Genomic DNA, 17060 nt, shown 5'->3' with positions numbered 1-17060 from the left:
CCGGTGACTAGCCAGGACGGGGGTCCGCTACCCGTCGAGCCCCGTCCAGGCCCTCCAGCTCGGCCGGCACCTCCCCCGGCGTCGCGACGACGACGGCCGCGCCGGCCCCCTCCAGCTCGCCCGGACCGCCCGGTCCCCAGCCCGCGCCCACGCACGCCAGCCCGTGCGCCGCCGCGCCGAGCACGTCCTGCGCGCGGTCGCCGACGAGCACGGCCGGCCGCCGCGCGGGGTGCGCGGCGAGCGCGGCGGCGACCACCTGGTCCTTGTGCCGCACCGCGCCGTCGAGGGTGGCGCCGTGCACGGTCGCGAACGCCGCGCGCAGGCCGGTCGCCTCGAGCACCCGCACGGCGAACACCTCAGGCTTGCTGGTCGCCACGGCGAGGGTGGCGCCGCCGTCGCGGAGGGTGGCCAGCAGCTCCGGGATCCCGTCGTACACGGCGACGTCGAGCAGCGCGCCGGCCGCGTAGTGCGCCCGGTAGGCGGCCACCGCGCGGTCGACGTCGGCCGGCGGGACCCCGAGCACCGTGGCGAAGCCGTCCTGCAGCGGCGGGCCGACCATGTCCCGCAGCTGTGCCGGCGTCGGCTCGGGCAGGCCGAGCCCGGCCGCGGCCACCCGCACCGAGGCGGCGATGCCCGGCGTCGAGTCGACCAGCGTGCCGTCGAGGTCGAAGAGGACCAGCCGGCGCTCGTTCGGCACGGGACCTGCGCCTCCGGTCGGTCGGGATCCCCGGTCGGGGGCGCGACACCGGGCGCCCCTTGTCCGCAGCCTCCCCCAGGGGAACGCTGGGCGCATGAACGGGTCCGAGGAGCGGACCGCCGACGAGGGCACGCCGGGCCGGCCGGCGCGCGCTCCGCACGGTCGCCACACCGAGCAGGCCTCCCAGCGCCTGCAGCAGGACGCTCGGCAGCTCCAGGAGCGGCTGGCCCGGGGCGCCGAGGCGATGGCCACGACCGAGCACGCCGTCGCCGCCACCCATCTCGCCCTGGCCGAACGAGCCCTGCGCAAGGGCCGCGTCGAGGACGCGCAGGGGTACCTGCGCGAGGCCGCGGCGGCACTGCGGGCCGTCGAGCACGAGCGGGACCGGGCCGTCCGGTGGCCGGCGGCCACCACCCCCGGGGGCACGGACGCGGCGCACGCCGAGCAGGCGCGGAGGGCCGCCGACCGGGCGTTGGAGGACGCGGCCGGTCGTCGCGACCAGGCGGCCCGCCGGTGGGAGGACGCGGCGCTGTCCCGCGAGGAGGCCGCGCGACAGCGCGACGAGGTGGCCGTCGAGCGTGACCGGCAGGCCACGGCGCGGGCCGCCGCCTCCCGCGCCCGGGAGGCGGCCGCCGACGTGCGCCGGGCCGAGCAGGAGGACTGGCAGGAGCGGGCGGCGGCCTCGGCCGGCGGGCTGCCGTCCGAGCAGCGGGAGGACCAGCGGGCCATCGACGTCCAGGTCGCCGAGAGCTACCGCGCCCAGACCGAGGACGACCGGGCGCGGGCCGAGTCCGACCGGGCGGCCGACGCCGCCGACCGCTGGGCAGCGGAGCGGGACCGCCGGGCGGCGGCCCGGGACCGGGACGACGCCCGCGCCGACCGCGAGCGGGCCGCCCGCGACCGCGCCGCGACGAGGGGCGACCGCGACCGGCACCCCGGCGCCGGCCCCGCGGGACGCTGACCCGCCGGGTCAGCGGGTGACGGCGTCCAGGAAGGTGTGCACCCGCTCCCGCAGCTCGGCGACCCGCTCCCCGGCCACCTCGTCCGGGTCGCGGTCGCGCAGCCACGGCGGGATCTCGGTGCGGGCCCGGGCGGCGCAGCCGAGGTCGGCGCACACGTAGGTGCCGACCGTGTTGCCGTTGCGGCCCGCCTCGCCGGCGCGGCGTGCGGTGAACAGCGAGACGGCGTCGCCGGAGTGGGTGGACTGGCACAGCAGGCACATGACGGTCCGGCGCGCGGACATCCGCGACTCCGCCGCGCGCAGCGCGATCCCGACCGGCTCCCCCTCCCGCTGGACGACGAGGTAACCGCGCAGCGGCGCCTTCGGGTCGCGCCAGCCGAGCACCTCCAGCTCGTCCCACGGCAGGTCGGCGAGGTCGCGCGGGAGGGTGGCGGCGTTGGCCTCGCCCTTCGAGCAGTTGACGAAGGAGCGCCGCACCTGCTGCTCGGTCATCGGTTCCACGAGGGGCCATCCTCCGTTCCGGCACCGTCGCGCCTCAACGCATTTAGCCACTCCACCGCCTCCTCGACGGTGGTCACGACGTCGACCCCCCGGGGCAGCGGCGGGCGGCGGACCAGCACGACCGGCAGCCCGAGCCGCCGGGCGGCGACCAGCTTGCCCTCGGTCATGTGCCCGCCGGAGTCCTTGGTCACGACGACGTCGACGCCGTGCTCACGCATCAGCGCGACCTCCTCCTCGACCGTGAACGGGCCGCGGGCCAGCAGCAGCACCGCCCCGGCGGGCAGCGGCTCGTCCGGCGGGTCGACCGAGCGCACCAGCACCCGCCCGGGCAGCGCGGCGAACGCGCCGACCCCCTGCCGGCCGGTGGTGAGGAAGACGGTGCCGGCGTCCCGGACCGCCGCGGCCGCGTCCGCCAGGGAGTCCACGTACGTCCAGCGGTCCCCCGGCCCCGGCGTCCAGCCCGGCCGCTGCAGCCGCAGCAGCGGCACGCCCCGCCGCCGCGCCGCCGCCGCCGCGTTCGCGGTGATCCGGGCGGCGAACGGGTGGGTCGCGTCGACGACGGCCCGCGGCCGGTGGGTGGCCAGCCAGTCGGCCAGCCCGTCGGCGCCGCCGAAGCCGCCGACCCGCACGCCGCCCTCGGGCAGGACCGGGTCGGCCACCCGCCCGGCGAGGCTGGACAGGACGTCGACCCCGCGGTCGACGAGCGCCGCGGCCAGCCGCCGCGCCTCCCCGGTGCCACCGAGCACGAGCACCTGCCCGCTCATGCCGCACCGCCGGGGATCATGGGCGGGTGAGCAGGGACGGCGCCTCGGGGCTGCGGCACGGCTGGACCACCGGCGCGTGCGCGACGGCGGCCACCACCGCGGCCTACACCGCGCTGCTCACCGGCGAGTTCCCCGACCCGGTGACCATCGACCTGCCCAACGACCGGCACCCGGCGTTCGCGCTGGCCCGCGAGTCGCTCGAGCCCGGTGCGGCCACCGCCGGGGTCGTCAAGGACGCCGGCGACGACCCCGACGTCACGCACGGCGCCCTGGTCAGCGCGCGGGTGACGCACGGCGAGCCGGGCACCGGCGTCGTCTTCCGCGCCGGCGAGGGCGTGGGCACCGTGACCAAGCCGGGCCTGCCGCTGGCCGTCGGCGAGCCGGCGATCAACCCGATGCCGCGGCGGTTCGTGCGGGAGCACGTCGCGGCGGTGGCGGCGCGGCACGGCGGCAGCGGCGACGTCGTCGTCGAGGTGTCCATCGAGAACGGCGCCGAGCTGGCGCGGAAGACGTGGAACCCGCGGCTGGGCATCCTCGGCGGGCTGTCGGTGCTCGGCACGACCGGCGTCGTCGTCCCGTACTCGTGCTCGTCGTGGATCGACTCGATCCGCCGCGGCATCGACGTCGCCCGCGCCGCCGGGCACGAGCACGTGGCCGGGTGCACCGGGTCGACCAGCGAGCGGACGGTGCAGGAGCTCCACGGCCTGCCCGAGGACGCACTGCTGGACATGGGCGACTTCGCCGGCGCGGTGCTCAAGTACCTGCGCCGCCACCCGGTGCCGCGGCTGACCGTCGCCGGCGGGATCGGCAAGCTGGCCAAGCTCGCCGACGGGCACCTCGACCTGCACTCGGGCCGCTCGCAGGTGTCCTTCGACTCGCTCGCCGCCCGGGTGGCCTCCGCGGGCGGGTCCCCCGACCTGGTCGAGGGCGTGCGCGGGGCGAACACGGCGCTCGACGCGCTGCGCCAGTGCCAGGCGGCCGGGCTGCCGCTGGGCGACCTGGTGGCCGCGGGCGCGCGGGAGACGGCGCTCGGCGTGCTGCGGGGAGCCCCGGTCGCGGTCGACGTCGTGGTGATCGACCGCGCCGGCGCGGTGGTCGGACGCGCCTAGCGGCATCTCGTCGTCGAGTAGAGGTGGCTGTCGGGGAACTGCGCGGCGGTGAGCACCGGGCCCACGACGACGATCGCGGTGCGCCGGACGCCCGCGGCCTCGACCTGCCCGGCGATGTCGGCCAGCGTGCCACGCAGCACCAGCTCGTCGTCACGGCTGGCGCGGGCGACGACGGCGACCGGGCCGTCGTCGCCGTAGTGCTCGGCCAGCTGCGGCGCGAGCTCGGCCATCCGCTGCACGGCCAGGTGCAGCACCAGCGTCGCCCCGGTGGCGGCGTAGGCGGCCAGCTCCTCCCCGGGCGGCATCGGCGTGGAGCGGGCGCTCGTGCGGGTGAGCACCACGGTCTGCCCGACGCCGGGCACGGTGAGCTCCCGCTTGAGGGCGGCGGCCGCGGCGGCGAACGCGGGCACCCCCGGGACGACGTCGTAGGGCACCCCGGCGGCGTCGAGGCGGCGCATCTGCTCGGCCATGGCGCTGTAGACCGACGGGTCGCCGGAGTGCAGCCGGGCGACGTCGTGGCCGGCCTCGTGCGCGGCGACCAGCTCGGCGGTGATCTGGTCGAGGTCGAGGTCGGCGGTGTCGACCAGGCGGGCGCCGGGCGGGGCGGTGTCGAGCAGCTCGCGGGGCACCAGCGCACCGGCGTAGAGGCAGACCGGGGCGCTCGCGATGACCCGCGCCGCCCGCAGCGTGACCAGGTCCGCGGCCCCCGGACCGGCCCCGATGAAGTACACGGTCACGGGAGCGCCCTCCGGTGCACTTCCGCGGAAGTGCACGGTGCACTTCCGCGGAGATGCCCGCTCACCACCGGGTCACCGACCAGATCGTCACGGGCATCGCGGGCTTCCAGCCGGTAAACGACCCGACCGGCTCGGCGCGCTGCACCTCGACCCGCACCAGCTCCCCGCCGACCCGCGCGTGCCACTGGGCGAGCACCGCCTCGCTCTCCACCGTGACCGCGTTGGCCACCATGCGGCCGCCCACCGGCAGCGCGTCCCAGCAGGTCTCCACCAGCAGGGGCGTAGTGAGCCCCCCGCCGATGAACACCGCGTCCGGGGCGCCCAGCCGGGACAGGACGTCCGGCGCGTGCCCGTGCACCACCCGCAGGTACGGGACGCCGAGCCGGCCGGCGTTGCGGGCGATCCGCTCGGCCCGCTCGGCGGAGGCCTCGACGGCGACGGCGCGGCAGGTCGGGTGCGCGCGCATCCACTCGATGCCGATCGAGCCGGCGCCGGCCCCGACGTCCCACAGCAGCTGCCCGGGGACGGCGGCCAGCCGGGCGAGGGTGATCGCGCGGACCTCCGACTTGGTCAGCTGCCCGTCGGACTCGTAGGCGCCGTCGGGCAGGCCGGGGGTGGTGGGCAGCGGCATGGTGCCGCGGTCGGCCCGGCACTCGACGGCGGTGACCACCAGCGCGGGCGCCGGCTGGGACCAGGTGGCCGCGGTGCCGGTGCGCACCTCCTCGTCCGGGCCGCCGAGCCCGCCGAGCACGGTGATCAGGCTCTGCCCGTAGCCGCGGCCGGCCAGCAGCGCGGCGACCTGCGCCGGCGTCTCGCCGTCGGAGCCGAGCACCAGCAGCCGCCGGCCGGGCTGCACGTGCGGGTGCAGGAGCTCGATCGGCCGGCCGACCAGGGTGACCACCTCGGTGTCCTCCACCGCCCAGCCCAGCCGCGCGCAGGCCAGCGACACCGACGACGGCGCCGGCAGCACCCGCACCCGGTCGGCGCCCAGCAGCCGGGTCAGCGTGGTGCCGATGCCCGACAGCATCGGGTCGCCGCTGGCCAGCACCACCAGCGCGCGGCCGGCGTGCTGCCCGACCAGCCCGGGCAGCGCCTCGGTGAGCGGCGAGGGCCACGGCACCCGCTCGGCGGGGACCTCCGCCGGGACCAGGTCGAGCTGGCGGGAGCTGCCGAGCAGCACCTCGGCCCGCTCGACCTCCGCCCGCGACGTCGGCGCCAGCCCGTCCCAGCCGTCCGCGCCGATCCCGACGACGACGATCGGGGTCGTCGCGGTCTCCTCCACCGCCTCCGCCTGCCGGACCCCGCTCACGCCGGCAGCTCGCCCTCGGGCCCGGCGGCCTCGGCGAGCAGCCGCTCGCGCAGCTCCTCGGGCAGCCGGTCCACGTAGACGACGCCGTCGAGGTGGTCGACCTCGTGCTGCAGGCAGCGCGCGGCCATGCCGGTGGCCTCGATGGAGACCGGCTTCCCCGTCACGTCGACGCCGTCGACCCGGGCGCGGAAGGCGCGGGCGAGCTCGGCGTAGGGGCCGGGCACCGACAGGCAGCCCTCCTCGGTGACCTCCTCGGCCGGCTCGTCGCCCGTCGGCTCGAGCAGCGTGAGCCGCGGGTTCACGGCGTAGCCGACGACGTCCTCGCCGTCGGCGTCCGGGCAGTCGATGACGAACACCCGCGCGTCGACGCCGATCTGGTTGGCCGCCAGCCCCACCCCGTCGGCCTCGCGCATCGAGGCGAACATGTCGAGGACCAGCCGGCGCAGCCGCTCGTCGAACTCGGTGACCGGGGCGGTCGGGCGGTGCAGCACCTCGTTGCTGCCGTAGGTGACGATCGGCCGGGCGACGCCGTCGTAACGGCCGGGCAGGCGCATGGCCGCGATCCTAGGAAGCCCGGTCGGGAGGATGGACGCCGTGCTCCACCGCCCAGGCCCCCGCCGCAGAGACGTCCCCACCGCCCTCGGCCTGGCGCTCGGCGCGGCCGCCGACCTGCTGCTCGCCGATCCCGCGCGGCGTCACCCGGTGGCCGGGTTCGGCACGGCCGCCGCGGCGCTGGAGCGGCGGGTCTGGCGGGACTCCCGCGCGGCGGGTGCGGGGTACGCGGCGGTGCTCGCGGCGGGCGCGGCGGGGCTGGGGGCGGCGGTGGACCGCGCCACCCGGGGCCGGCCGGCGGTGCGCACCGCCGCCGTCGCCGCCGGCACGTGGGCGGTGCTGGGCGGCACGTCGCTGGGCCGGGCGGCGACGGCGATGGCCGGCGCGCTGGAGGCCGGCGGCCTGCCCGCCGCCCGGGCGCTGCTGCCCACGCTCGCCGGGCGGGACCCCTCGGCCCTCGACGAGGGGGAGCTGGCCCGGGCCACCGTCGAGTCGGTCGCGGAGAACACCTCCGACGCCGCCGTCGCGCCGCTGGTGTGGGGCGCGCTGGCCGGGCTGCCCGGGCTGCTGGGGTACCGCGCGGTCAACACCCTCGACGCGATGGTCGGCCACCGGTCCCCGCGCTACGCCCGGTTCGGCTGGGCCGCCGCCCGCGCCGACGACGTCGCCAACTGGCTGCCCGCCCGGCTCACCGCGGCGCTGACCGTCGCCTGCGCCCCGCTCGCCGGCGGGTCGGCCCGCGGGGCGCTGCGGGTGTGGCGCCGCGACGGCGCCGCCCACCCCAGCCCCAACGCCGGCCGCTGCGAGGCCGCGGCGGCCGGCGCCCTGGGACTTCGGCTGGGCGGGCGCAACGTCTACGGCAGCCGGGTGGAGGACCGGCCGGTGCTCGGCGACGGGGCGGCGCCGGCCAGCAGCGACGTCGCGCGGGCGGTGCGCCTGTCGCGCGCGGTGTGGCTGGCCGCCGCGGCCCTCGCCGTCGCGAGCAGGGCCGCCCGCGGCCGCTGAGGGGACCGGGTGCGCGGCCCGCGCCCGTGCAGGGCGCCGCGCGGCGCCGACGGGACGGGGAAGCCGGACGGGTCGACGCGGAGGTGGCTGGCCGGCGGGTCGGCCGGGCCGCGGCCGCCGCGGACGGCGACCACCAGCGTGGTCACCGCCAGGGCGGCCACGGCCAGCAGGAACAGCAGGACGAGGACGGCACCAGGAGTCATGGACAGGACAGTGGCACCATTCGGCCTGGACGGAAGCGGTCCAATCCGGCATGGTGGCCCGCATGCCACCGACCGCGGATCAGTCCACCGCTCCCGAGCTGGCCGGTCTGGTCGGGCCACTCGGTGACCTGCCGGGCCCGCGGTACGCCGCGCTGGCCCGGCGCATCCGCGAGCTGGCGGCCCTCGGGCAGCTCGCGCCGGGCACCCGGCTGCCGGCCGAGCGCGACCTCGCGGCGGCGCTCGCGGTCAGCCGGGTGACCGTCGCCTCGGCCTACCGGCTGCTGCGCGAGGAGGGGCAGGCGAGCACGCGGCACGGCGCGGGCACCGTCGTCGAGGCGCCCGCGGCCGACCCGGTGTGGACCGCCCCCACCACCGACCCGGCCGTGCTCGACCTCGCGCACGCCGCGCCCGAGGCGGCGCCGCAGCTGCTGCCCGCCTACCGGGAGGCGCTGGAGCGGCTGCCCGCCGTCGCCGCCGGGCACGGCTACGCACCGGGCGGGCTGCTCGAGCTGCGCGCGGCGATCGCCGACCGGTACACCGCCCGCGGCCTGCCCACCGACCCCGAGCAGGTGGTGGTCACCGCGGGCACGGGGGACGCGACCGCGCTGGTGTTCGAGACGCTGCTGCAGCCCGGCGACCGCGTGCTGGTGGAGCACCCCACCTACCCGGGGGCGCTGGGCCTGGTCACCGCCGCCGGCGGCCGGTGCGTCCCGGTGGCCGTGGACGCCGCCGACCCCGACGCGGTCGTCGGCGCCGCGCACATCGCCGTCCGGCAGAGCAGCCCGCGGATGGCCTTCCTCATGCCGGACTTCTCCAACCCCAGCGGCGCCCGGCTGTCGGCGGCCGGGCGCCGCCGCCTGGCCGCGACGCTGTGGCAGCAGGGCGTGCTGACCGTCGTCGACGAGGTCACCGCGGAGCTCCACCTCGACGACGGGCCGCTGCCCCCGTACGCCGCGGGCCTGCCCGACGCCGCGACGATCACCGTCGGCGGGCTGTCCAAGGCGGTGTGGGGCGGGCTGCGGGTCGGCTGGCTGCGGACCGACGCCGCCCTCGCGGGCTCGCTCGGCGCGGCGCTCGGCCGCCGCCAGCTCTCGGTGGGCCAGGTCGACCAGCTCGCCGCGGCGACCCTGGTCCGGGAGCTCGACGCGGTCCTCGACGAGCGGCGGGTGCTGCTGCGCGAGCGCCGGGAGGTGCTGCTGGCCGAGCTGGCGGCCCGCCTGCCGGCGTGGACCGCGACGCTCCCGCGCGGCGGCCTGTCGGTCTGGTGCGCGCTCCCGCCGGGCACCAGCTCCGCCGCGCTGGCGGCCGCAGCCGCCCCGCTCGGGCTGCTGCTGGCCGAGGGCCGCGCATTCGGCACGGGCACCGCCTTCGACGACCACCTGCGGGTGCCGTTCACGCTCCCCGCGGCGGACCTGCGCAGCGCCGTCGGCACCCTCGCCGCCGTCGACGCCGCGCTGCGCCGCGATCCGGTGGTGCGGCACCCGGCGCGGCCCCTCACGGTCGTGTGACACGTACCGGACCGGTGCCGTCCGATGGTCGTGCGCCCCAGGTCCCGGGGGACTACCGTCATGGAGGTCCCCGAGCGGCCGGGATCTCCCCCGGCGATCCGCAGATGGTCGAACAGCCGGCTGCGCGGCGCTCTCGCCGGGCCTGTCGCCCGGTGCGTCCCCTCGGAGCCCGCCATGACGTCGACGCAGTCGCGTGTCGCCTCCCGACACCACCCACCGGCCGGCCGGACGACGGCCCCGTCCCTCCCCCGCCCCCCCGCCGCTCCCACGCCGTTGCCCGCGCGGCGCGCCGCCCTCGCCGGCCGCTGGCGCTACGACCGCGCCACCGGGGACTGGTGGTGGTCGGCCGAGATGGCCGCCCTGCACGGCCTTCCCGACGACGGCCCCGGCCCCTCCACCGAGGTGCTCGTGGCCGCCCAGCACCCCGACGACCGGGCGCGGACCATCGACGCGCTCTCCGCGGCGGTCACCGGGGCGCAGGCCTTCTGCCTGGAGGTCCGGCTGCGCTCCGGCGACGGCCACCGGCCCGTCGTCTTCCTCGGCGAGCCGCGGACCGACGACGACGGCCGGGTGGTCGCGGTCGAGGGCCTGATGGTCGAGGCCCCGCGGCCGGCGGTGCCGTCGGCCGAGGAGCGGGTCACGGCGCTGGAGACCGAGGTGGCCCAGCTGCGCACGGCGATGGCCAGCCGGGCACCGATCGAGCAGGCCAAGGGCGTGCTCATGCTGCTCACCGGGTGCGGCGACCAGGTGGCCTTCGACCTGCTGGCGCACATCTCCAGCCACGTCCACCGCAAGGTCCGCGACGTGGCCCTCGACCTCGTCGCCTCCGCCTCGGGAGCGCGGCCACTGGCGCCCGAGGTGCGCGCGATCCTGCGCGACGCCTGTCCGCCCCAGGGACACGTCGAGCGCTGACCCCCGCCCGCCCGCGCGGCCCTGCCTCCCGGGCCGCGCGGGCGTCGGGGGAGGATGCCCGGGTCCGGGCCGGCGGGCAGACGCCGGCCCGGTCCCTGGGAGGGGGCGGACGGCGTGTTCTACCTGCTCGCGCGGTTCCTGCTGCGGCCGCTGTTCCGGGTCGTGTTCCGGCCGCGGGTCACCGGGCGGCAGCACGTGCCGGCCACCGGCGCGTTCATCATCGCCAGCAACCACCTGTCGTTCATCGACAGCATGGTCATCCCCCTGTCGGCACCGCGCCGGGTCCGGTACCTGGCCAAGGACGAGTACTTCACCGGCCGCGGCCCGGGCGGCTGGTTCACCCGCACCCTGTTCACCGCGCTGGGTGCGATGCCCGTGGAGCGCAAGGCCTCCCGCGCGGCGCAGGAGGCGCTGGACACCGCCCTCGGCGTGCTGCGCGCCGGTGAGGGCTTCGGCATCTACCCCGAGGGCACCCGCTCCCGCGACGGCCGGCTCGCGCGCGGCAAGACCGGCGTCGCGTGGCTGGCGCTCACCGCCGGCTGCCCGGTGGTGCCGGTGGCCGTCACGGGCACCGACCGGGTCCAGCCGGTCGGGGCCCGCTGGCCGCGGCCGCACCGGTTCTCGATCGAGTTCGGCGAGCCGATGACCTTCCCCGAGCACGCCGGCCAGGCGGGCAACGGCCGGGCCCGCCGCGAGGTCACCGACCGGATCATGGAGACGATCGCGGGGATGTCCGGGCAGGAGAAGGCGGGCTGGGGCAGCCCGCGCCCGGCCGCGTGAGCGGGGCGCTGCTGGTCGCCGGGACGACGTCGGACGCCGGCAAGTCCGTCGTCACCGCCGGCATCTGCCGCTGGCTGGCCCGCCAGGGCGTGCGGGTGGCGCCGTTCAAGGCGCAGAACATGAGCAACAACTCGGTGGTCACCGCCGACGGCGCCGAGATCGGGCGGGCGCAGGTCATGCAGGCCGCGGCGGCGCGGGTCGAGCCCGAGGCGGCGATGAACCCGGTGCTGCTCAAGCCCGGCGGCGAGGACGCCAGCCAGGTCGTGGTGCTCGGCCGGCCGGTCGCCGACGTCACCGCGCTGTCCTACCGGCCGATGAAGGCGGCGCTGCTGGAGCAGGCACTGGCCTGCCTGGCCGACCTGCGGTCGCGCTTCGACGTCGTCGTGTGCGAGGGGGCCGGCTCCCCCACCGAGATCAACCTGCGCGCCGACGACATCGCCAACATGGGCCTGGCCACGGCCGCGGGGCTGCCGGTGGTCGTGGTCGGCGACATCGATCGCGGCGGGGTCTTCCCCGCCCTCTACGGCACCGTCGCGCTCATGCCGCCGGCCGACCAGCGGCAGGTCGCCGGGTTCCTGGTCAACAAGTTCCGCGGCGACGTCCGGCTGCTGCGGCCCGGCCTCGAGCAGCTCACCGCGCTCACCGGCCGGCCGACCCTCGGCGTCCTGCCCTGGCTGCCCGGCGCGGTGCTCGACGTCGAGGACTCCCTCGGCATCCCCACCGGCGTCCTCGCCGCCGGGCCGCCCCACGGCGAGGAGGTGCTGCGGGTGGCCGTCGCCCGGCTGCCCCGGCTGTCCAACTCCACCGACGTCGACGCGCTGGCCGCCGAGCCCGGCGTCCTCGTCCGCTTCGTCACCCGCCCCGAGGAGGCCGCCGACGCCGACCTGCTGGTGCTGCCCGGCAGCCGCGCGACGGTGTCCGACCTCGCCTGGCTGCGCGCGACCGGGCTGGCCGACGCGGTGGCCCGCCGCGCCGCCGAGGGCCGGCCGGTGCTCGGCATCTGCGGCGGGCACCAGATGCTCGCCCGCACCATCACCGACGACGTCGAGTCGCGGGCGGGCACCGTGCCCGGGCTGGGGCTGCTGCCGGCCGACGTCCGGTTCGCGCGGGAGAAGACGCTGGGCCGCCCGTCCGGGGAGGCCCTGGGCCACCCCGTGCGCGGCTACGAGATCCACCACGGCGTGGTGACCTACGGGGACGGGGCCGAGCCCTTCCTCGACGGCGGCCGGGCCGGGTCGGTGTGGGGCACCACCTGGCACGGGGCCCTGGAGAACGACGGGTTCCGCCGCGCCTTCCTCGCCGAGGTCGCCCGGGCCGCCGGCCGCCGGTTCACGCCGGCGCCGGAGACGTCCTTCGCCGCGGTCCGTGAACAGCGCCTGGACGCGCTCGGCGACCTGGTGGCCGGGCACGCCGACACCGACGCGCTGTGGCGGCTGCTCGAGGACGGCCCGCCGGCGGACCTGCCGGTGCTGCCGCCCGGCGACGCGCTCAGCCCGCGCTGAGCGCGGCCTCGAGACGCTCCCGGACGTCGTCGGGCCACGGCACGGGCTGCCCGCCGGCGCGCGCGACGTAGGTGTTGCGGACGACGCAGCAGACCCGCTCCTCCACGCGCACGGTGAACCGCACGGTCACGCTGGTGCGCCCCAGCCGCTCGGCCTGCGCGTCGACGTCGACCGTGTCGCCCCAGCCGGCCGACGACGACCACTCCAGCGTGCTGGCCTTGACCACCGGGTCCACCCGCGGCGCCAGCTCGTCCCACGGCAGCCCGATCGACGCCCACCACGCGGTGGAGGCCTCGTCGGCCCAGACGAGGTAGTGCGCGTTGAAGACGACGCCCTGCTGGTCGCACTCGACGAAACGGACCGGGGAGCTCCACGTGACCGGCACGGCGCGACGCTAGCGGGGGCTACCGTCGTCGCGTGCAGCCCGACCCGGTCCTCGCCTCCTACCGCCCGCCCTCGCAGCTGGTGCTGGACAAGGAGATCGACCACCTCGACGTCCACTGCCGGGCCCTGATCGGACTGTCGCCGTTCCTCACCCTCTCGACCGCCGACGCCGACGGCTGGCCGGAGGTCTCCCCGCGCGGCGGCGACCCGGGCTTCGTCAAGGTGCTCGACGAGCACCGGCTGGTGCTGCCCGACCGGCAGGGCAACAACCGGCTCGACAGCCTCCGCAAGGTGGCGGTCAACCCGCGGGTGGCGCTGCTGTTCTTCGTCCCCGGCCTCGAGGAGACGCTCAAGGTCTTCGGCACCGCCGGGCTGCTGCCCGCCGACGCCCTCGGCCTCGACCTCACCGAGTTCGGCCGGGAGCCGCGCTCGGTCATGGTCGTGACCGTGCAGCGCGCCTACCTGCACTGCGCCAAGGCGGTCATGCGCTCGGGGCTGTGGGACCCGGCGAGCCGGATCGACCGCGGCGCCCTGCCGCCGTTCGGCACGATGATCCGCGACCACTGCGGGCTGGAGACCCCGCTGCCGGACGACGCCACCATCCGCGCCGACCTCGCCCTGGAGCTCTGACCGTCCTGTCACCGCGTCCTGCCAGGCTGCGGCCATGGCGACCGAGTTCCAGGTGACGATCGACGCCGCCGAGCCGCACGTGCTCGCCGACTGGTGGGCCGAGGCGCTGGGCTGGCGGGTCGAGCCGCAGGACGAGGCGTTCATCCGGCGGATGGTCGAGGCCGGGCACGCGAGCGAGGACCAGACGACGACGCACCGCAGCGCGCTGGTGTGGGCCGCCGGCGCGGCGATCACCTCACCGGACCCCGGCCGGCCGCGCGTGCTGTTCCAGGCCGTGCCCGAGGCGAAGACGGTCAAGAACCGCGTGCACCTGGACCTGCGGGTGGGCGACGAGCGGCGCGAGGCCGAGGTGGCACGGTTGCTCGGGATGGGCGCCACCGAGCTCTGGCGGGCGTCGCAGGGCCCGTTCTCCTGGGTGACGATGGCCGACCCGGAGGGCAACGAGTTCTGCGTCGCCTGAGGGCCTAGACGGGGAGGTCGCGGGCCAGGCGCCGGGTGACGACCGCGCGCCGGGCCACGCGGCGGACCCGGTTGCGCCGGGGTCTGCGCTCGATGCCGAGGTACCGGGCGTCCTCGACGAGCTGGAACGCGGCGAGCACGCTGGCGCGCGGTTCCCGCGACAGCGGGACTGCGGGGATCACAGGCTGGGCCGAGGTCATGGGAGCCCCCCTCTCCCGGGACGCGGTGCTGGCGTCCCGTGACGCAATGGTGCCCGCGATCGACCCGCTGTAACCGGAACCGGGGCGGATTGGTACCGGTGTGACGAACGAGGCAGACGGGACGGCGTGTCCGCTGGCGCCTCCGTACGGTTCCTCTCCATGGACCGCCCGCGCCGCCTCGTGGCCGCCGTCCGCTCGCTCGTGCGCACCGTCGCCACGCCGTCCGCCCGCCGCGCCGCGCGCCGCCCGGCCCCGGCGCCGCCGGCCGCCGCCCGGCCGGCGCCGGTCGACGTCGGCTACCGGCCGCGGACCGACGGCCGGCCCGACCCGGGCGAGGTCGTCTGGGCCTGGGTGCCCTTCGACGAGGGCGACGGCCAGGGCAAGGACCGCCCGGTGCTGGTCATCGGCCGCCGCGGCGAGGACCTGCTCGGCCTGATGCTGACCAGCAAGGACCACGACCGCGACGCCGCCGACGAGGCCCGGTACGGGCGCAGCTGGATGGACGTCGGCACCGGCGCCTGGGACGGGCGGGGCCGGCCGAGCGAGGTGCGGCTGGACCGGCTGCTGACCCTGGACGCGGCGCGGGTGCGGCGGGAGGGCGCGGCGCTGGACCGGGCGCTGTTCGACCGGGTGGTCGACGCCGCCCGGCGCACGCAGGGCGGGTGAGCGCGGGTCAGTCGCCGCGGCGCGGCTGGGGCTCTCGCTGCCGCAGGTGGTAGACGCCGGCCTGGCCGGGCAGGGGCTGCAGGTCGTAGCGCGAGACGACCTTCGGCCCGCCGTGCAGGTGCACGTGCGTGACCGTGGGCAGCGGCGCGCCGTGCCGGGCGGCGCGGACCTCCACCCGCCCGTCGAGGGGGCCGCCCACGAACAGCAGGACGGCGTCCTGCTCGTCGGCGGTGGCGTCCACGACGGCAGTCTCCACCTCGGACAGCTCGGTCTCCTCCTCCGGCGCACGGCTCACCCGGTCGAGGGTAGGCGCGCGGTGCCACCGGTCAGGACGGCCGGCGGCGCAGCCTGCGGGCGATGAGCGGCGCCGCGAACAGCATCACGAACAGCCGCAGCACCTGGACGGCGAGCACGAAGGTCGCGTCCGCGCCGGTGCCGGTGGCCGTGGCGAGGACGGCGTAGAGGCCACCGGGCGTCGTCGCGAGGTAGGCGTCGAGCTCGCTGACGCCGGTGGCCGCCGACAGGACGACGCCCAGCCCGGCGCACGCGACGACGAGGCCGACGATCACCGCCAGCGCCGGCAGCAGCGCCCGGCCCACGGTGCGCAGGCTGGCGACGGTGAACCGCAACCCCACCTGCAGGCCGATGAGCACGAACGCCGCCGCCTCCACCGGGCCGGGCACGGTGGCGCCGCCGGAGAGCCCGCCGAGGTCGGCCGCGGCGGCCACCAGCAGCGGCCCGAGCAACGACGGCACCGGCAGGTGCACCAGCCGGGCCAGCACCGCGCCCACCACGCCGCAGGCGGCGGTGAACAGCAGCCCGGCGGGCCAGCCGGGCCCGGCCTCCACCGCGACCGCGCCCCCGGCGCCGGGGTCCGCGCCGTAGACCGTCGTCGCCACGACCGGCATCGCGACGACGATGAGCAGCACCCGCAGGTACTGCAGGACGGCGACCATCCGGTCGTCGGCGCCGAGGTCGCGGGCCATCGCGGTGATGCCCGACGCGCCGCCGGCGATCATCGCGAACGCCCCGGTCACCGGGCTGATCCCGGGCTGGCGGCGCAGCAGCAGCCCGGCGCCGACGGTGAGCAGCAGCGTGGCGAGGGTGACCAGGAGGACCGGCGCCCAGTCCTCGCCGATGGCGGCCAGGGTGTCGGGGTCGACCAGCGCGCCGATGGAGATGCCGACGACCGCCTGCGCCGCGGCCGCCGCGGGCCGCGGGACGTCGAGCGGCGTGCGCCCGGCCAGGCCGCGCACCAGGCCGGCGAGCAGCCCGCCGAACAGCGCGGCCGACGGGACGCCGACGCGGGCCAGCATCCACCCGGCCTGCGCGGCGCCGGCGAGGACGAGGGCGGCGTCGGCGAGCCCGCGGGGGTCGGGGCGGCGCGCCCTCACAGACCGGCGATGCGGCGCAGCTCGGCGACGTGCGCCTCGAAGGCGCGGCGCCCGGTCAGGGTCAGCGACAGGCTGGTGCGCTGGCGGGACGCGACGGTCGCCTTGCTGACCTCCACGTACCCGGCCTCCTCCAGCTGCTTGACGTGCTTGGACAGCACCGAGTCGCTCACGCCGACCCGGTCGCGCACGGTGGCGAACTCCATCGTGTCGACGGCGGCGAGCAGCCCGCAGATCTGCAGCCGCGGCGGCGGGTGGATGACCGCGTCGAAGTGCGGCGCGACCGCGGTCACAGCCCGCTCCGCAGCCCGGCCACCCAGCGGCGGCCCCACACCCGGCTGAGCACGCCGGCCGCGACGCCCAGCACCGCGCCGGCCACCACCACCATCCAGTGCCGGTCGTACCCCTCCGCCGGCACGAACGCCGGCACGAGGACGACCAGGACGACCGCGCCCCAGGCCGCCGCCACCCGCGGCGGGGTGTCCACCCACACCCCGGTGATCCGCCGGTAGGCCGCCACCAGCGCGCCCAGGCCGGCGGCGAACAGCACCAGCGCCGGGAAGGTCACCCACAGCGAGTCGAGGGCGTAGCTGGCGAGGAAGGCGAACAGCAGCAGGCCGGGCGCGACGTCGTACCACCACGGCTGCAGGACGCGGTCGGCCGGCGCCTCCCGGTCGGCCTGCAGCGCGGCGAGCTGCGCGGCGGCGTAGTCGCGGTCGATCGCGTCGTTTTCCATGTCGGAAAGCGTGGACCGCCTCTTTCCGTTCCGTCAAGTCACCGCCCGGCCTCC

Annotated in this window: 22 protein-coding genes; 10 read left to right on the top strand and 12 right to left on the bottom strand. The window is 77.8% G+C overall.

All coding sequences use genetic code 11. The features are described from left to right. Window positions 1–7 precede the first annotated feature (7 nt). Entirely contained in the window at window positions 8–697 is a 690-nt protein-coding gene (locus tag ACI8AR_RS11490) for an HAD hydrolase-like protein (protein ID WP_457051146.1), read from the bottom strand. A gap of 94 nt (window positions 698–791) precedes the next feature. Here ACI8AR_RS11490 and ACI8AR_RS11485 point away from each other — a divergent pair, with 94 nt between their 5' ends. Beyond that, a complete protein-coding gene (locus ACI8AR_RS11485; RefSeq protein ID WP_457051145.1) occupies window positions 792–1658 on the top strand; it encodes a hypothetical protein in 867 nt (288 codons plus the stop codon). Between the two features lie 9 nt (window positions 1659–1667). On the opposite strand, the gene ACI8AR_RS11480 is transcribed toward ACI8AR_RS11485, so the two are convergent. Together ACI8AR_RS11480 and ACI8AR_RS11475 are read right to left on the bottom strand one after the other, a co-directional pair. Continuing rightward, complete coding sequence (locus ACI8AR_RS11480) at window positions 1668–2150, bottom strand: FBP domain-containing protein (RefSeq protein WP_457051228.1); 483 nt, start codon at window positions 2148–2150, stop codon at window positions 1668–1670. Then, complete coding sequence (locus tag ACI8AR_RS11475) at window positions 2147–2923, bottom strand: cobalt-precorrin-6A reductase (RefSeq protein WP_457051144.1); 777 nt, start codon at window positions 2921–2923, stop codon at window positions 2147–2149. The genes ACI8AR_RS11480 and ACI8AR_RS11475 overlap by 4 nt, the downstream gene beginning before the upstream one ends. A gap of 26 nt (window positions 2924–2949) precedes the next feature. On the opposite strand from ACI8AR_RS11475, the gene ACI8AR_RS11470 reads away from it, so the two are divergent. Continuing rightward, window positions 2950–4032, top strand: coding sequence for a cobalt-precorrin-5B (C(1))-methyltransferase (locus ACI8AR_RS11470; RefSeq protein ID WP_457051143.1), 1083 nt, complete (start codon window positions 2950–2952; stop codon window positions 4030–4032). Here the strand turns inward: ACI8AR_RS11470 and cobM are convergent. From cobM to def, 3 genes are all read right to left on the bottom strand, one after another. After that, on the bottom strand, window positions 4029–4769 hold the full coding sequence (gene cobM / locus ACI8AR_RS11465; RefSeq protein ID WP_457051142.1) for a precorrin-4 C(11)-methyltransferase: 741 nt from the start codon (window positions 4767–4769) through the stop codon (window positions 4029–4031). The genes ACI8AR_RS11470 and cobM overlap by 4 nt on opposite strands. A gap of 61 nt (window positions 4770–4830) precedes the next feature. Next, window positions 4831–6078, bottom strand: coding sequence for a precorrin-6y C5,15-methyltransferase (decarboxylating) subunit CbiE (gene cbiE, locus ACI8AR_RS11460; protein ID WP_457051141.1), 1248 nt, complete (start codon window positions 6076–6078; stop codon window positions 4831–4833). Next, entirely contained in the window at window positions 6075–6632 is a 558-nt protein-coding gene (def, locus tag ACI8AR_RS11455) for a peptide deformylase (RefSeq protein WP_456938070.1), read from the bottom strand. Before def ends, cbiE begins: the two co-directional genes overlap by 4 nt. A gap of 40 nt (window positions 6633–6672) precedes the next feature. Here def and ACI8AR_RS11450 point away from each other — a divergent pair, with 40 nt between their 5' ends. The 5 genes from ACI8AR_RS11450 (at window position 6673) to ACI8AR_RS11430 (ending at window position 12540) form a co-directional block, all read left to right on the top strand. Continuing rightward, window positions 6673–7635, top strand: coding sequence for a cobalamin biosynthesis protein (locus ACI8AR_RS11450; RefSeq protein WP_457051140.1), 963 nt, complete (start codon window positions 6673–6675; stop codon window positions 7633–7635). Between the two features lie 265 nt (window positions 7636–7900). Then, entirely contained in the window at window positions 7901–9346 is a 1446-nt protein-coding gene (locus ACI8AR_RS11445) for an aminotransferase-like domain-containing protein (RefSeq protein WP_457051139.1), read from the top strand. 273 nt (window positions 9347–9619) lie between these two features. Next, entirely contained in the window at window positions 9620–10258 is a 639-nt protein-coding gene (locus ACI8AR_RS11440; protein WP_457051138.1) for an ANTAR domain-containing protein, read from the top strand. 114 nt (window positions 10259–10372) lie between these two features. Further along, window positions 10373–11038: a lysophospholipid acyltransferase family protein gene (locus tag ACI8AR_RS11435; protein ID WP_457051137.1), complete on the top strand. Its 666-nt coding sequence runs from the start codon at window positions 10373–10375 to the stop codon at window positions 11036–11038. Next, window positions 11035–12540, top strand: coding sequence for a cobyric acid synthase (locus ACI8AR_RS11430; protein ID WP_457051136.1), 1506 nt, complete (start codon window positions 11035–11037; stop codon window positions 12538–12540). The genes ACI8AR_RS11435 and ACI8AR_RS11430 overlap by 4 nt, the downstream gene beginning before the upstream one ends. On the opposite strand, the gene ACI8AR_RS11425 is transcribed toward ACI8AR_RS11430, so the two are convergent. Continuing rightward, window positions 12527–12925 (bottom strand): acyl-CoA thioesterase, encoded by a 399-nt coding sequence (locus tag ACI8AR_RS11425; protein ID WP_457051135.1) that lies wholly within the window; start codon window positions 12923–12925, stop codon window positions 12527–12529. The two genes, ACI8AR_RS11430 and ACI8AR_RS11425, sit on opposite strands and share 14 nt — an antisense overlap. A gap of 32 nt (window positions 12926–12957) precedes the next feature. Between ACI8AR_RS11425 and ACI8AR_RS11420 the strand changes: the two genes are divergently transcribed. Both ACI8AR_RS11420 and ACI8AR_RS11415 read left to right on the top strand, forming a co-directional pair. After that, the gene (locus tag ACI8AR_RS11420; protein WP_457051134.1) at window positions 12958–13554 is read left to right on the top strand and encodes an MSMEG_1061 family FMN-dependent PPOX-type flavoprotein; all 597 of its coding nucleotides are present in this window, start codon (window positions 12958–12960) and stop codon (window positions 13552–13554) included. 34 nt (window positions 13555–13588) lie between these two features. Then, window positions 13589–14014, top strand: a complete 426-nt coding sequence (locus ACI8AR_RS11415; RefSeq protein ID WP_457051133.1) for a VOC family protein — start codon at window positions 13589–13591, stop codon at window positions 14012–14014. Between the two features lie 4 nt (window positions 14015–14018). Here ACI8AR_RS11415 and ACI8AR_RS11410 read toward each other — a convergent pair whose 3' ends face one another. Next, a complete protein-coding gene (locus ACI8AR_RS11410) occupies window positions 14019–14213 on the bottom strand; it encodes a hypothetical protein (protein WP_457051132.1) in 195 nt (64 codons plus the stop codon). Window positions 14214–14372: 159 nt separating this feature from the next. Here ACI8AR_RS11410 and ACI8AR_RS11405 point away from each other — a divergent pair, with 159 nt between their 5' ends. Beyond that, a complete protein-coding gene (locus ACI8AR_RS11405) occupies window positions 14373–14879 on the top strand; it encodes a type II toxin-antitoxin system PemK/MazF family toxin (protein WP_457051131.1) in 507 nt (168 codons plus the stop codon). Window positions 14880–14886: 7 nt separating this feature from the next. On the opposite strand, the gene ACI8AR_RS11400 is transcribed toward ACI8AR_RS11405, so the two are convergent. The 4 genes from ACI8AR_RS11400 to ACI8AR_RS11385 are packed head-to-tail and all read right to left on the bottom strand — an operon-like array spanning window position 14887 to window position 17006. Next, window positions 14887–15174, bottom strand: a complete 288-nt coding sequence (locus tag ACI8AR_RS11400) for a hypothetical protein (RefSeq protein ID WP_457051130.1) — start codon at window positions 15172–15174, stop codon at window positions 14887–14889. 31 nt (window positions 15175–15205) lie between these two features. Beyond that, complete coding sequence (locus ACI8AR_RS11395; protein WP_457051129.1) at window positions 15206–16273, bottom strand: AbrB family transcriptional regulator; 1068 nt, start codon at window positions 16271–16273, stop codon at window positions 15206–15208. Next, window positions 16270–16563, bottom strand: coding sequence for a transcriptional regulator (locus ACI8AR_RS11390; protein ID WP_457051128.1), 294 nt, complete (start codon window positions 16561–16563; stop codon window positions 16270–16272). Before ACI8AR_RS11390 ends, ACI8AR_RS11395 begins: the two co-directional genes overlap by 4 nt. Then, on the bottom strand, window positions 16560–17006 hold the full coding sequence (locus ACI8AR_RS11385) for a hypothetical protein (protein ID WP_457051127.1): 447 nt from the start codon (window positions 17004–17006) through the stop codon (window positions 16560–16562). Before ACI8AR_RS11385 ends, ACI8AR_RS11390 begins: the two co-directional genes overlap by 4 nt. Window positions 17007–17060: the final 54 nt, after the last annotated feature.

The organism is Geodermatophilus sp. SYSU D01036 (assembly GCF_054050435.1).
Note: the sequence above shows the minus strand (reverse complement) of the source record. Positions and strands in the feature narration are given on the sequence as shown.

What these genes read in the sequence shown, in the direction of transcription:
- ACI8AR_RS11485 (WP_457051145.1), top strand. Translation starts at nt 792, where the DNA reads ATGAACGGGTCCGAGGAGCGGACCGCCGACGAGGGCACGCCGGGCCGG.
- ACI8AR_RS11480 (WP_457051228.1), bottom strand. Translation starts at nt 2,150, where the DNA reads ATGACCGAGCAGCAGGTGCGGCGCTCCTTCGTCAACTGCTCGAAGGGC.
- ACI8AR_RS11475 (WP_457051144.1), bottom strand. Translation starts at nt 2,923, where the DNA reads ATGAGCGGGCAGGTGCTCGTGCTCGGTGGCACCGGGGAGGCGCGGCGG.
- def (WP_456938070.1), bottom strand. Translation starts at nt 6,632, where the DNA reads ATGCGCCTGCCCGGCCGTTACGACGGCGTCGCCCGGCCGATCGTCACC.
- ACI8AR_RS11445 (WP_457051139.1), top strand. Translation starts at nt 7,901, where the DNA reads ATGCCACCGACCGCGGATCAGTCCACCGCTCCCGAGCTGGCCGGTCTG.
- ACI8AR_RS11415 (WP_457051133.1), top strand. Translation starts at nt 13,589, where the DNA reads ATGGCGACCGAGTTCCAGGTGACGATCGACGCCGCCGAGCCGCACGTG.
- ACI8AR_RS11410 (WP_457051132.1), bottom strand. Translation starts at nt 14,213, where the DNA reads ATGACCTCGGCCCAGCCTGTGATCCCCGCAGTCCCGCTGTCGCGGGAA.
- ACI8AR_RS11405 (WP_457051131.1), top strand. Translation starts at nt 14,373, where the DNA reads ATGGACCGCCCGCGCCGCCTCGTGGCCGCCGTCCGCTCGCTCGTGCGC.
- ACI8AR_RS11385 (WP_457051127.1), bottom strand. Translation starts at nt 17,006, where the DNA reads ATGGAAAACGACGCGATCGACCGCGACTACGCCGCCGCGCAGCTCGCC.